The sequence below is a fragment of the Desulfomonilaceae bacterium genome (genome assembly GCA_041662605.1).
Classification (GTDB): domain Bacteria; phylum Desulfobacterota; class Desulfomonilia; order Desulfomonilales; family Desulfomonilaceae; genus CAJBEZ01.
On sequence record JBAZSD010000024.1, the window covers coordinates 33,670 to 47,920 of the forward strand.

Annotated in this window: 9 protein-coding genes; 1 reads left to right on the forward strand and 8 read right to left on the reverse strand. The window is 50.4% G+C overall.

Going from position 1 to position 14,251, the window contains the following annotated elements:
• Positions 1-28: 28 nt before the first annotated feature.
• From pncA to WC647_15820, 5 genes are all read right to left on the reverse strand, one after another.
• Entirely contained in the window at positions 29-748 is a 720-nt protein-coding gene (pncA, locus tag WC647_15800; GenBank protein ID MFA6223773.1) for a bifunctional nicotinamidase/pyrazinamidase, read from the reverse strand.
• 654 nt (positions 749-1,402) lie between these two features.
• Complete coding sequence (locus tag WC647_15805; GenBank protein MFA6223774.1) at positions 1,403-4,054, reverse strand: PAS domain S-box protein; 2,652 nt, start codon at positions 4,052-4,054, stop codon at positions 1,403-1,405.
• The gene (locus WC647_15810) at positions 4,051-4,509 is read right to left on the reverse strand and encodes a response regulator (GenBank protein ID MFA6223775.1); all 459 of its coding nucleotides are present in this window, start codon (positions 4,507-4,509) and stop codon (positions 4,051-4,053) included. The genes WC647_15805 and WC647_15810 overlap by 4 nt, the downstream gene beginning before the upstream one ends.
• The gene (locus tag WC647_15815; GenBank protein ID MFA6223776.1) at positions 4,499-7,003 is read right to left on the reverse strand and encodes an ATP-binding protein; all 2,505 of its coding nucleotides are present in this window, start codon (positions 7,001-7,003) and stop codon (positions 4,499-4,501) included. Before WC647_15815 ends, WC647_15810 begins: the two co-directional genes overlap by 11 nt.
• Before the next feature lie 35 nt (positions 7,004-7,038).
• Positions 7,039-7,845 (reverse strand): alpha/beta hydrolase, encoded by an 807-nt coding sequence (locus WC647_15820; protein ID MFA6223777.1) that lies wholly within the window; start codon positions 7,843-7,845, stop codon positions 7,039-7,041.
• Between the two features lie 460 nt (positions 7,846-8,305).
• On the opposite strand from WC647_15820, the gene WC647_15825 reads away from it, so the two are divergent.
• Entirely contained in the window at positions 8,306-10,546 is a 2,241-nt protein-coding gene (locus WC647_15825; GenBank protein MFA6223778.1) for a molybdopterin-dependent oxidoreductase, read from the forward strand.
• Positions 10,547-10,569: 23 nt separating this feature from the next.
• Here WC647_15825 and WC647_15830 read toward each other — a convergent pair whose 3' ends face one another.
• The 3 genes from WC647_15830 to WC647_15840 all read right to left on the reverse strand — a co-directional run bounded on the left by WC647_15830 (position 10,570) and on the right by WC647_15840 (position 14,175).
• On the reverse strand, positions 10,570-10,851 hold the full coding sequence (locus tag WC647_15830) for a hypothetical protein (protein ID MFA6223779.1): 282 nt from the start codon (positions 10,849-10,851) through the stop codon (positions 10,570-10,572).
• Between the two features lie 199 nt (positions 10,852-11,050).
• Positions 11,051-13,207 carry an adenylate/guanylate cyclase domain-containing protein gene (locus WC647_15835; protein ID MFA6223780.1) on the reverse strand — a complete coding sequence of 719 codons (2,157 nt, stop codon included), beginning with the start codon at positions 13,205-13,207 and terminating at the stop codon, positions 11,051-11,053.
• Positions 13,204-14,175, reverse strand: a complete 972-nt coding sequence (locus WC647_15840) for an ABC transporter substrate-binding protein (protein ID MFA6223781.1) — start codon at positions 14,173-14,175, stop codon at positions 13,204-13,206. The genes WC647_15835 and WC647_15840 overlap by 4 nt, the downstream gene beginning before the upstream one ends.
• Positions 14,176-14,251 lie beyond the last annotated feature (76 nt).

Sequence of the window (14,251 nt, forward strand, 5' to 3'; positions counted from 1 at the left end):
ATTAGTGATAGACGCGGCTCCAAATAACTTAAAGGTTCCTGATTTTCTCCAGATCAAGCGAAGGCCAGATTTTAGCCCCCTTTTCTTTCATTTCCTCCAGGGCCGCCTTTGAAGTGTTGTCAGCTACTCCACGGCATAAATCATCGACAACATAAACGTTATACCCCTGCTTCAGCCCATCGAGCGCCGTGGCCTTCACGCAATAATCAGTAGCGATTCCGTAGACGATCAGCGTCTTGACGCTGGAAGCCTTCAGCGCCTTATCCAGTTCTGTGCCGGCGCCACCGTCGTCCATGAACCCGGAGTACGAGTCAAACTTCGCGTCAGCGCCTTTCTGGATGACTTTAGTGATGATGTCGGGTTTCACAAGGATTTCAGCCGCTGTGGTTCCCTGCACGCAATGGACCGGCCAAAGAACCTGAGTGCGGCCGTCATTCAGCTTGATTGTCTCAAATGGTTTCTTACCTTCATGATTCGATGCGAAAGACATGTGATTCGCCGGATGCCAGTCCTGGCTGGCGAAAATCGGCAGCCCCGCCTGCTTCAACTGCTCAGTGGCTCTGGAGACTTTTTCCAGATAGGGCATATCAGTATTTGGCACGGCAAGCGAACCCTTATGAGCCGTTGTGAAATCGCCCTGAATATCCAACACGAGTACGGCCACACCACCTTTGGTCTCCGCTAGAGCGAGGGCCAGAGACAGGCTCAAGATCGTTAGAGAAGAGATCAGCACAAACAGGTTGTTCATGTTCCCTCCCTAGGCTTGATTGATAAAAATGAAATTATTTTGATGACAATTCATAAAATTGCAACTATTAAGGACCTGAGGTTACATACCTCTAATAGAATATTCATCTGTTCCTAACAATCCAATGTAAAAATCAGACGCAAGGGAGGGAATTCATGAATGTTGTATTGAATCACTTTAATGATTAATAGGATAACATGGAAAGTAAATTAACGGATTTAGAAAAACAGTTCTTATTCGATTGCGAGTCAAATTGCGGTCGGGATTTCCCCAAGTGCGGGAACACTAATTGTGAGAGGCGTCATCAAATGAACCAGTCTCTGCAAAAGTTATGGAGTTACAATGAAACGATTGCCACGAAATGCTAGCGTAACCAGCTTGACTAAGGCCGAGTACCACATATTCAAGATATGTATGAGTAAATACTGTATTTATAATATCGATACCTGTCCATGCAATAGCCGCACGGACTCGTCAAGATATTGTGAGTACTACAGCCAGAGGGTTCAGGTTTACGCCAAGATTCGTCAACCAGAGCCGTCCATGAGCATTGCGAAAATTGCTTAAATCAGTTTCCAGCGGCTTATGCGCTCGCGCTGTCGCACTATTTTAAGGACCATGAACAAGCTGTCATCGCCAATAGCCATAAAAAGCTCATTCCGAGTCCAGAACCGCTCTGACGGTTTCCAGGACCTGTCGAACGGCGTACGGCTTGTTGATGAACCTCTTCGCCCCATTAGCCACGGCATCCTGGACGGAGCCGTTTGCGACGTATCCGCTGGCGACCACTACCTTTACAGACGGATTGAGGGCCAGGAGCCCTTCGAGACACTGCATGCCACTCATTTCAGGCATGATCAGATCCAGAAGGACCATGGCTATCTCTCCGCCTCGTTCCCGATACACCTGCAGGGCGTCTAACCCGTTAGTAGTCTCAATCACCTTGTACCCAGCCTGGGTAAGAAATCTGACGCAGAGATCGCGAATCATTTGTTCGTCTTCGACGACGAGAATGGTCTCTGACCCTCCCCGAGGCATTGGCGCCGCGATCAAGTCCGCAACCTCGATTTCCGGGATAAGGGCCGGGAAATAGATCCTGAAGGTGGTTCCTGCGCCAAGCCGGCTAAACAAACTGATATGTCCTTTATGCCGCTTTACAATCCCGTGGACCATAGCCAAACCCAGTCCTGTCCCCTTGCCCACGCCTTTGGTTGTGTAGAAGGGCTCGAAGATATGCTCCAGGGTTTCGTCGTCAATTCCGGAACCGGTATCCGAGACGCTCACCAGGACGTAGCGACCGGGTTGAATGTCAGCATGCGTCCTGGAGTATTCCTCATCTATGATGACGTCGCCGGTCTCAAATGTGAGTTTTCCTCCATTGGGCATCGAGTCCCGCGCATTTACCGCAAGGTTCATAAGGACCTGGTCTATCTGAGTTGGATCCGCGCTGATCGCAGCGACGTCCTCACTCAGCAATGTCTGTATTTCAATCATCTTGGGGATGGTTCTATCCAGCATTTTGCGTAAATCAACGACTCGATGATTCAAGTTCAGGGGTTGAGGCTTGAACTCTGTTTTCCTGCTGAATGTGAGCAGTCTCTGAACCAGGTGGGCCCCGCGATTCGCCGCTTCACTGATTTTTTGCACGTCAGCCTTGTAGCGTTGCGGAAATCCCTCATCCCCAATGATCAAATCGGAATATCCCAACGCCACCTGCAAGATGTTATTGAAATCGTGGGCAATGCCTCCTGCCAGAGTTCCTATGGCCTCCATCTTCTGGGCTTGCTGAAGTTGTCTTTGCAGGGAGACTTCATTGGTGACGTCTCTCTTGACCGCGACAAAGTTCACAATTTTCCCTAAATGGTCTTTTACAGGGGAAATGGATACATCTTCTTCGAACAACGAGCCGTCTTTTTTCCTGTTTATGATGTGACCGGTCCAGATCTTCCCATTGGTAATCGTATCCCACAGTCGTTTGTAGAATTCTTCATTGTGATGACCACTTTTGACGATACGGGGAGTGTTTCCCATAGCCTCTTCGCGAGAATATCCCGTAGTTGTTTCAAAGGAGGGATTTACATACACTATCGTCCCTTGGGCGTCCGTTATTTCAACTGTCTCAACAGACTGCTCTACGGCCGCCTCCAAACGGATACGGGCTTGCTCGGATTTCTTATGCTGCGTGATATCACGGATTGCCCCCACCGTTGCCTTATATCGGCCGTCAGCGTCTCGAATCACTGATACCGCTGTGTCCGCCCAGACGCTCTCCCCGTCCTTTCGCACATAGCGTTTTTCCAGACGGTACCCATCTGTTTCTCCTCTAACAATGGCTTCGTGCATTTCCCTGGAGCTGAGCGCATCCTCTGGGTGAGTAACGTCCATTATGGTAAGGCGCCGAAGTTCGTCTGGTGTGTAACCAAGAAACTGAGACAAGGTTGAGTTCACTTCCATGAAGTTTCCATGCCGATCCACCAGGTCGATGCCGATCGAGGCGGTATCGAAAGTGGCTCGATACTTCTGTTCACTTTCCTGAAGAGCGTTTTCTACCCTATTCCTGTCGGTGATGTCCAAACCCATCGCCAGTAAATAGGGTTCTCCGCCTATTTCAATGACTTCGCGCGAGACTAAAACCACCCGATTTTCGCCAGTCCGGTTCCTTACGGTTGCTTCCACGTTCCGCACGGAGCCCTTGTCCCTGACTTCCTCCATGATCTTGCTGTACGTTTCAGCGTCGTAGATTCCCAACTCTACGGTCGTGCGCCCAATCGCCTCGTCACGTCTGTAGCCGAAGACTCTCGTCCATGCGTCATTGACTTCCAGAACCGTGTTGGTACCCATGTGAACAATCGTGAGAAACGCAGGATTATTCCTGAATGACTTTGCAAAACGCTCTTCGCTCTGCCGCAGTTCATCCTGCCATCGTTTCCTCTCGGCGCTATAAAGAACGGTTCGGATCAAAAGATCCGGCGTAAGGTCGCCTTTCGGGAGATAGTCCTGGGCCCCCATCCGAATGGCGCCCAGCCCTGTATGGTGGTCGTCAAGCCCGGTCAATACGACTGTCGCTCCGGTTGGAGCCGCCTTGAGAATGCGGGAAAGGGTCTCGAGACCGGCGCTGTCAGGTAACCCGAGGTCCAGGAGAATGACATCGATTCTCTCTCGCTCCAGGAGTTCAAGCGCGGCTGCCAGGCGAGTCACACTCAACACATCGAAACCGGTTTGATGCGCGTGGGAAAGGTACTCTTGCGCCAGATCGGCGTCTCCGATGTTGTCTTCCACAAGCAGGACTCGCACGCGGTCGATCATTTTATGTCCCTGTGAGGTGGCAGCGCCACGATGCCAAGCCAAAACGCCTCAATTGCTCTCACCACTTTAAAGAACTGGCTGAGGTCGATCGGCTTTGTGATGTAACAGTTGGCGTGCAGATTATAACTCTTCAGAACATCCTCTTCGGCTACAGACGAAGTGAGGATCACCACTGGAATGGATTTCAGGTCTTCGTCGGCCTTGATCTCAGCCAGGACTTCTCTGCCGTCCTTCCGGGGCAGGTTGAGATCGAGCAGGATCACATCAGGTCGAGGAACTCCGGCGTATTCACCCTTGCGACGTAAATACTCCATGGCCCGCTCGCCATCTTTGACCACACGGAGCGGGTTGCACATTTTGTTCCCTTCCAGCGCTTCCCGCGCCAGATCGGCGTCACCAGGATTGTCTTCTACAAGAAGAATGTCGATGAGTCGCAAACCCTGTTTAAGTCCCATAATCCTGACCTTCCTTTGTTATCTTGGGTATCGTAAAGTAAAAGGTTGATCCCTGACCCGGATTTGAGTCAAACCAGATCTCCCCGCCGTGTCTGTTGACAATGCGCTGACAAAGGGCGAGCCCAATTCCGGTGCCTGGGTATTCTTCTCTGGTGTGCAGGCGTTGAAAGATAACAAATATCTTGTCTTTGTATTGCAGATCGATACCGATGCCGTTATCCCTAACCGAGAAAAGCCAATTGGGGCCATCCGCCCGCGCTGATATATGAATCATCGGCGGTTTCCGGTCTCGAAACTTAATTGCGTTGCTGACCAGGTTCTGGAAGACTTGAGCCAATTGAGTCTGGTCCGCCATCACCTGTGGAAGCTCATCATTCGTCACCAGAGCGTTGGATTCACGAATCGATTCTCCCAGACTGGTGACCGCCATCCCAAGAGCTTCGTTACTGTCAACAATCTGTAATTTCGATCCGCGTGTCGTCACCCGTGAAAAAGTCAAAAGATCGAGAATGAGGCGCTGCATCCTCACTGCGCCATCCACCGCATATTCAATGAACTTCTTAGCCTTATCGTCGAGTTGTTCCCCGTAACGCTCCGCTAGAAGCTGCGTGTAGCTCGCCACCATACGAAGAGGCTCCTGGAGGTCGTGGGACGCCACGTATGCGAACTGTTCAAGTTCCATATTCGAACGCTCCAGATCCACTATTGTTTTACTCAGCTCATGCTCTGCCCACTTGCGTTCAGTGATATCCATGACGATACCGATGTAACGGACAACCTGACACTGGTCATTGTAAACCGGACGCCCTCTTGACATTAACCATCGCTCACCACCTTTGGGGCCTAAAACACGCCACTCCGCGTTCAGTTCCGCCCCTGTGGAGCTAATTTCCTGGACGGCTTGTTCCACCGCAGCGCGGTCATCATGATATATCGTCCCAAGCCATGCCTCGTACGAAGGTTCGCAGCTATACGGCTCCAGTCCGTACAAGGCCCATAGTTCATCGGACCAGAAATTCCTATTGGTCCCCAGGTCCCACTCCCAGGCTCCTGCCTTTGCTGCGTCCAGAGCCAGACGTAGACGTTCCTCACTTTTTTTGAGCGCCGCTTCGGCCCGTTTACGCTCGGTGATGTCCTCGCTAAAGATCACTATCCCGCCTGTTCCGCCGTCAGACGCGCGCCAGGGGCGAATCTCCCGCCGCAGCCATTGAACTGAACCGTCCATCCTCTCAAAACAGTCTTCATATGCCGTTACGACCTCACCGGAAAGCCCAATGAGATGCTCCTCTTTCCAACGATTCGGAATGTCGGGAAAAATGTCGTAGTCTGATTGGCCTAAAATGTCGTGATCCCGAAGACGATAATCTTTAATCCAGCGCTGACTGACAGCGAGGTAGCGCATGTCGCGATCGAACATGGCCAGAGCCACGGGTGAATGTTCGATGAACAGTCGCAGGGTTTCTTCCCTTTGCTGCAGCGTCTTCACCGCGGCCTCTCGGGCCCGCTCCGCTTCACGCAGTATTCCGCGAGCCAGTTCGATCTCGGCTATGACAGGGCGTGATGGATTAGATGGTGATTCCGCCAGATTTACGACCGAGTTAGCCAGTCTGCGGCTAGCCATCCGTCCGCCAAGGACGCTCAACAATGTGGCCATCAGTATTGTTAGCGCCAGCCCTGTCGCTGCGGTCATGATCGGCGCGCGATAGACGCTGGTAGGGATTTCCAGAACTACAGACCAGTGCGAAACTCCGGATTTGGCCACGAAGCGTCCGGATAGGGTCGTGGCGCCCGAGCTACCTTCGGTTTCCGTGGGGGAGCGGCGGGCTATAACCTCGTCCTTGCCGTCGAGGACCGCAAGGGACCAGCCGGCCGGAAGCGAGACTTCGTCCAGGGGCTTCTGGAATTGGCTGGTCTCGACAACGCTGAGCAGGATGAACCTGATTTTATCATCTCGTTTAACCGGTACCGCTATTGCGATCAAAGGGTCTTTGGTTATCTTTCCGATGAACATGTCTCCAACAGCGGGTTTCCCGGTTTCCAACATAGTCGGAACCGCGGCGTGGCCTCTTGGGCGGAGAAGTCTCGGGAGCGTTTCTCCAAAAGGCGCCTGGGTGTTGAAGAGCATTTGAGTTGACAGGTCGGCGAGGATGACATTCCCCCCGAAGCTTTTACGAAAGGCCTTGGCTTGGTTGTAGAACTCGTTCAATCGGGGCGGATCATCCAGCAGCGGCGAAGCGGCCAGCACCTCCAAGCTTCCAATCTGCCCTCGCATTTGAAGGTCAATGGCGGTCGCTATGTTTTCAGCGAGATGCTCCGCCTCCTGGTCGCTCTTTGCCTGCATGGTTCTAACATTGTCGACCGCGAGATAAATTGCCAATAGCACAAGAGGCAAAACGCACAACAAGATCAGTCGGGTGAGGAATGCAAGGAGTGATAGCGGCTTCGGCGTCTTTTCGGCCGGGGCGCCCGGCTTATCAAGGTGTGTGAGAGTCATTTTGGGGCTCCATTGAATGTTACCCGATTGCTCATTTAATTATTTTCGCAACGTTTCAGAAAATCCAGTATCGCCTCGTTACATAACTCAGGTTGTTCGATCAAGACCTGGTGGCCTCCACCGGGGATAACCCGCAGTTCAGCTCCGGGAATTCTCTCCGACAATATTTTCGAGTTGGCCGGTGGGAAGAGCAAGTCGGAATCACCTGTAAGAACCAGAGTTGGAGCGATTATTCCCGACAGGCGGTTGAAAGTGTCGTGTCCGAGAACCGCCTGCCACTGTTTGATCAATATCTCAGGTTTGGCCGGGTGTTTAAGAGATACTTCAGAGTAGTATCCAGGAATTTCCGGGGAATGTTCCAGAGTATGCCTGTCGAACAGGGTGGGCGCTGCCTTGATTTTGGCTTCAGGGGTCCCTTCCAGGACCATTTCCCTGAACAGAGCCGCCACTTCGGCGCTCGGTCCGATTTGTTCAGCTCCGCCGCAATGGGTACAAGTTAGAACCAGACCCTTAATTCGATTGGGATGATTGATCGCCAGCTCCTGGGCAATCATACCTCCCATGGAGAGTCCCATGACATAGGCCCGTTCCAGGGCCAGGGCGTCCATAAGAGCCAGGGTATCGGCGGCCATCATTGGAACGGTGAAGTCTCCGCCGGGGTCACTGGAACGCGCTATGCCACGGTTATCAAATGTTATGACCTGGAAATATCGGGAAAAAGTTGGCGTTTGGGCGTACCAGTGGTCCGCGTTGCTGCCCAGACCCCTTATCATGACGATAGGCGTCCCCTGTCCGTGAACCTCATAATAAATATTCAGACCATCCAGTTGGCGGTAGGGCATACAAAACTCCTTCACATTTTGTGGAAAAAGGCTGAAAAAGATTCTGCAGAAGTTGTGTAACTATTATTCGGCGGTTGGCGTCAAGAAAAATCTGATTAATTCCCGACTCCTGACAATAGAATTATCCTATGCGCCACTTTCTGTTTGTGGTTCACATAGTATAAGCAAGATTCTTGTTCATTACAAAAGAGTTTAATTTCCGATTTTTGGTTGACAAAGGATTTAGCGAAAGATATTTAGTATACTAAATAAGGTCAGCGGTCCCTTATAAGGAGTGATTGATCCGATTTATATACCAGACGCTTAAAAAATTCGGTCCGCCGCCTTCAGATGATTCCGAACTAAAGGCTCGGCATAACTATTTATGCTCTGGACCGGTTTCTGAAAGCTATAACGGGCTTAATTTTTATGTAGAACAGTTAGTATACAAGCTATTTGGTGAACCTTAACGGAGGGTGACATGTCATCGTGGCAAAAAACAAGCTGTGTATGTTGCGCCCAGAACTGTGGCCTTGAAGTGATGGTTGAAGACAACCGGATAATCAAGGTCCGTCCTGACAAACAAAATCCGCGCAGTGAGGGTTACTGTTGTCGCAAAGGACTGGAAATAGCCCATTATCAGCGACATGCGGATCGACTCAAGAAGCCGCTCAAGCGGGTAGGCGACCAGTTTGAAGAAATCTCCTGGGATCAGGCCGTGGAAGAAATCGCTGAAAAGCTCAAATCCACAAGGGAAACGTACGGACCCAAATCCATCGCGTACATGGGTGGCGGAGGGCAGGGATGCCATTTTGAGGCGGCATTTGGAGTACGGCTTCTTCGCGGTCTAGGATCGCACTATCATTATAATGCCCTTTCGCAGGAACTGACAGGCTATTTCTGGGTAAATGGAAGAGGCTTCGGACGACAATATTTCTGGACCGTGCCCGACCATAAAGATACGGACATGTTGTTGGCGGTCGGCTGGAACGGCATGATGAGCCATCAGATGCCTCAGGCTCGAAGGCATTTGAAACGAATTTCCGAAGACCCTGAAAAGTTGCTTGTGGTAATCGATCCCAGACTTTCTGAGACAGCCCGGATTGCGGACATGCATCTGGCGATTCGTCCCGGGACTGACGCTCTGCTGTTTAGATCTATGATAAGCGTCATTCTTAAAGAGGGTTGGGAAAAGAAAGACTATCTTGCGGAGCATGTGAGCGGTTTCGAATCGATCAAGCCAATGTTCGTCGATTTTGACGCCCGTTCAGCCATTAGCCTATGCGGCCTGGATTATGATCAGGTCAGGGAATTGTGTCGGCTCCTGGCTAATCGCAACTGGTCATATCACTCGGATCTTGGAATCCTCATGGGGAGACATAGCACCGTCTCGTCCTATCTCGAGTTGATCCTGCTGGCAATCTGCGGGCGGATATGCGCCCCTGGAGGAAATGTCATGCCTGGGAGCCTCATGCCGATAGGAGCGCATTCCGACGAACGCGATCCAAGGACGTGGCGTACGGCTGCCACGGATTTCCCTGCAATCATGGGCGTATTCCCGCCGAATGTCATGCCTGAGGAAATTTTGGCTGATAGTCCGGACAGACTGAGGGCAGTCTTTGTCAGCGGCTCCAATCCCTTGAGATCATACGCCGATACTTCGGCCTATGAACGGGCTTTTGCCGCCCTTGATTTACTGGTAGTCATCGATGTGGCTTTTACAGAGACTGCTAGCCTCGCTCATTACGTACTGCCCGCAAAGTCTGCTTATGAAAAATGGGATGGGACGTTTTTCGCCTGGAACTATCCTGGAATATTTTTTCAGATGCGGCGTCCGGTGGTTGAAAGTGAGGGAGATTGCCTTGAAGAGAGCGAAATCATGACACTTTTGGCCGAACGCCTGGGATTGCTCCCGGAAATTCCCCAGAAACTTCAAGACGCCGCTTCGGGAGACAGGTTGAATTTTGGCATGCAGCTTATGGCCTTTGCCCAGAACGAGCCCCGCGCAATGAAATTCATGCCGTTCATTCTAGGCAAGACGCTCGGTAAAGCTCTTGGCTCAGTAAACCTCGCTGCACTGTGGGGGTTGTTACAGGTTGCTCCGAAGTCTTTCAGGGAGGATGCGGCGCGGGCTGGTTTCAATCCTGGGCCGCTAATGGGAGAGGAAATCTTTAAAAACATTCTTGAGCGCCCTGAAGGAAGCTGGATCGGCAAGTGTGATACTTCAAATCAGTGGAATGGACTTCGAACTGAGGATAAGCGGATAAATATTCTGATTCCGGAGTTGGCTGAGATTGTAAACAATATTAACGCTGAAACTGAAGAGATCGCGTTGCGTACGAATGATGAATTTCCGCTCATACTGGCGGCCGGTCGCCACATAGACTACAACGCCAACACGATTATGAGGGACCCGGCCTGGAACGAGGGCAAGAGCCGGGTGTGCACATTAATGATGAGCCCGCAAGACGCTGCGAGCCTTGGCCTCGCAGACCGTCAGATGGTTAAGATAACCACGGAAGCGGGCTCGGAAGAAATTGAACTGGAAGTCACCGACACCGCTAGACAGGGTCAAGTAATCATGCCCCACGGTTTTGGCCTGATTCACGCAGGCGTAAAGTTTGGGGCCAATATAAACCGCCTAACCAAAAGCGCTAACAGGGACCCGATTGCGGGAACACCCCTTCACAGATTTGTTCCCTGCAACGTGAAACCTGTGTGAAACAGCGAAGAACATGGATGAAATCACTCCTTTTCGATTTTATCCATGTCCTTTTGCCACTCTTTCCAGGCTTTTTTCTCACAATCCTCAATACACTTGAAATAGAGCCGCCACATGCTATCTGCGCCGCCGCCTCGCCACATCAGATCTACGCCATACCTGTCCTTACATTCTTTTATGCACCAGGTCCGTTCCTGTTCCACGCTTTCAGATGCCCCGACAGGCCCTACAAACGCTTGAAAACCGGCGCCCAGAATTACAATCAGCATGACTCCAAAAAAAACGAGGATACGTCTTCTGGTCATGACCACCTCTCCTTGATGCTGGGTTGATAAACGGAAACTACGAACAAGTATCTCTCCATAATATAATCCTCAGTTCCAATCCAGGAAATTTGTGGCGCCAGGGTCTCAGGCGTCTAACGGTAAGGTTCAACCGGACCGCAATAAAAGAATCACAGACACTGACGCCTGTCATGTCAGGAATGACGGAGAATGAAGATGGTCAGACGGCCTTCTCAAGGACGTGGAGAGCCTTTGGGGATACGGACGTAAAGTGCGTCTTGATATAATGAACTCCATCAACCGCTTCAAGTGAAATTACTTTGGCGTAAATTACGGCTTCGGAGATTTCTCCCTTTTCGTCATGAGGTACTATCATCACGTTTTCCCAAAGCTCCAGGGGCTCAGGGCAGGTCATAACAGCTTCCCTATGGGAAACTTGTCTCATCGTTCCTGGGTTTCCGTGGGACGAGACGGTTTTTTGGCTCAGCCGATAGAAAGTCATAGTTATTGGCTTCTCGAGAACTCTGAGAGTTTCCTCAAGGCGCTTCAGAGCAACCGTGTACTTGCCTCTAATTCCTATCACATCATAAAGTTTGACCTTTCCCTGAAAGCCTTTCATTTCAATCTCAAGTATGTCTTTAACCTCAAGGATATCCGACAGGCGGTCGTAAGTTGATTGAGATACAAGGACCTGGCCGCCGACAGTAAAGGATTCCATCCTGCCTGTGAAATTGACATCCGGCCCTACTGCTCCATACTTTTTCCGTTTATCCGAGCCGATATTTCCAACAACTACGTTTCCTGTATTAACCGCAATTCCCATTTCGAGTGTGGGCAGCCCATCGGCTATGTTCCAGGCGTTTATTTCGGCCATTGCTTCCTGCATCTTCAAAGCGCACGCCACGGCCCGTTCAGGGTGATCCTCGAGTGGTTCAGGGGCGCCGAAAAATGCAAGTATCCCATCTCCTATTATTTCATCAATAATCCCTCTGAAATCGATCAGCGTGTCGACCATTCTTCCCAGATAACGATTAAGAAGAGTGATTATGTTTTCAGGATTCATATTTGCTGTGAGAGCCGTAAAGCCTCTAATATCAGACATCATCATCGATATTTCCCGGATCTCGCCACCGAGTTTTAACCCATCACTAGACTGAAGCAGCCTGTTGACAACTTCCTGGGTGACGTATCGGCCAAACGCGTCCCTTATGAAATCCCGTTCTTTCAGTCCCTGGGCCATTTGAGTAAATGACTGGGCCAGCAAGCCAACTTCATCGGTGCGATTTGCAGCCTTCAGTTCAATATCGAGTTCCCCGACAGCGACCTTTTTGGTAGCGGCCGCCATCTCTTTGAGTGGTCTGGCTATGGATCTCGCTACAAAGACGCTAACAAGAACGAGAAGCCCAATCCCTAAAATACTCACTATAAAGGTCTTGTGGTGAAGCTGATCAACTTCCGAAAACAGTTCGCTTTTAGGGAATACTGCGCCGAATACCCAGCCCGTGGACAAAATATGTGAATAGGCTAGAAACGAATCCTGTCCTCCCAGACTTGAGCCAACGTCTATAAAGCCTTTCTTTGATCCGAGAATTTCTCTTCCTATAGACCGTAACCGTTCATCACCATGCGACTCTGCCAGGCTGAACAATGACTCTTTCATCACATAATCGGAATTCGGATGAGCCACAAAAGTTCCCGTGTTTGTAACCACAAAACAAAAACCGTCTTTTGTCTCATTAACACTGGTTACAAGTTTTTCCAGCCAGCCAAGACTTACATCAGAGGCTATTATCCCCCGCACGCCAAGTTGTTTCCCATCTTCTGAAAGTTCAAAGAATGGGTATGAGTAAGTCACTAATAAAACGCCTCCTGCGCTCTCGTCGAAATATGGTTCACTTGGAACAGGAGTCTTCAATTGCACGGGAATGTAAAACCAGTCTTGCTGAAAATAGCTTTGCCCCGGCGCGTCCCCATTGGAGAATTTCAGACCATCCGGCGCTTTATAGTAATATGGCTCGTACTTCAGGATATTCTTGTTGAAAGCGTAAGGCTGAAAGGCCATTGCCATGCCGTAAATTTCCGAATTATCTACCACCATCCGTCGAAGTGTTTCCAAAAGGGTTTTTTCATCCCAATTCGAGGTTTCGAGAAATCCTGCGAAACTTTTGGAAACCTTTCCCACAGCCAGGAACTCCTGTTCAATCTTACGGGACATTCCGACGGCCAGATTTAGGGCGCCATCTTTGGACTCATCCAGTATTATCTGTCGAGAACTCACATAACTGTAAGTCAGAACAAGGGCGAAAACCATTCCGGCGCCTAACAGAACCAGGAGAGTCAGCTTTAACGCGATACTACTATGGAAACGACCAGTCATTTGGTTCCCCGATAAAAATCTTCAAACCTCACATGATCTTCCACAAATCCCAGCGACCGGAGCGTGTCTGTAACCAGAAGGTATTGTTTCTGATCAAGCTTCCCGAGAACGGCCCTGTCTCCATCCGGAAAAATTAAATCTTTCATACGGGCCAGCATCCACATCTGATGGGCCCGGTTTGTTCCCGTGTGTGCAGCGTGGGTGTACTTCATCACCACATCGAGGGTTTCGTCCTGGCGCTCCAGCGCATAAACCCAGCCTTTCAGGGATGCCTGAACAAAACTTTCACAGACTTTGGGGTTTTCATTCAGAGTTTTTTCGAGACAATAGATCCCGTCTTCCGGGAAATTCAGACCGTAATCACTGAAAAAGAAGGTGGTTAGTTCCTTGGGGTCAAAGCCGCTGTTTAGGATGGTATGATACTCATTATACCACATGGCCGATATTGCATCGACTCCTCCCTTGAGAAACAGGTTTATGGAACTGTACATCGGTATTTCAATTACGTTGAGATGATGTAATTTGAACAATGCGAGAGGCTGTATCCTGAAATCTCCCTGCCAGAGGCCGACCCGCCTGCCGTTAAGGTCTTCAAGCGAATTAATTCCGCTAGACTTCCTGGCGATCAGCATCAGGGCCGAGCGTTGAATAATTTGGGCGAGATTCACCAGCTTCGTTCCAGAGGAGCGCTTTTGAACGGCCGTTGAGACCCAGGACGTGCAAAAGGTCGCCTGACCGGATTCCAAAGCCTCCAGAGGCGGATTCGTTGGGCCACCCACCAGGAATTCCACATTCAGGCCGGCGTCTTTGTAGAAACCTTTCTCAAAAGCCATCATGTAGCCGGCGAACTGAGCTTGAGGGATCCATTGAGGGAGAAAAGTCACGTGGATGAGCGGCGAATCACTGGCCATAAGATTGGAACCCAGAAGCGCCATGCAAATTGTAAGGACCAATATGACCTTTTTCATCGACCCTCTGAGGAAAAGAACGGATGTGATTACAAACTTTCACACGATATTGTACAAATTTATCATAAAATATTAC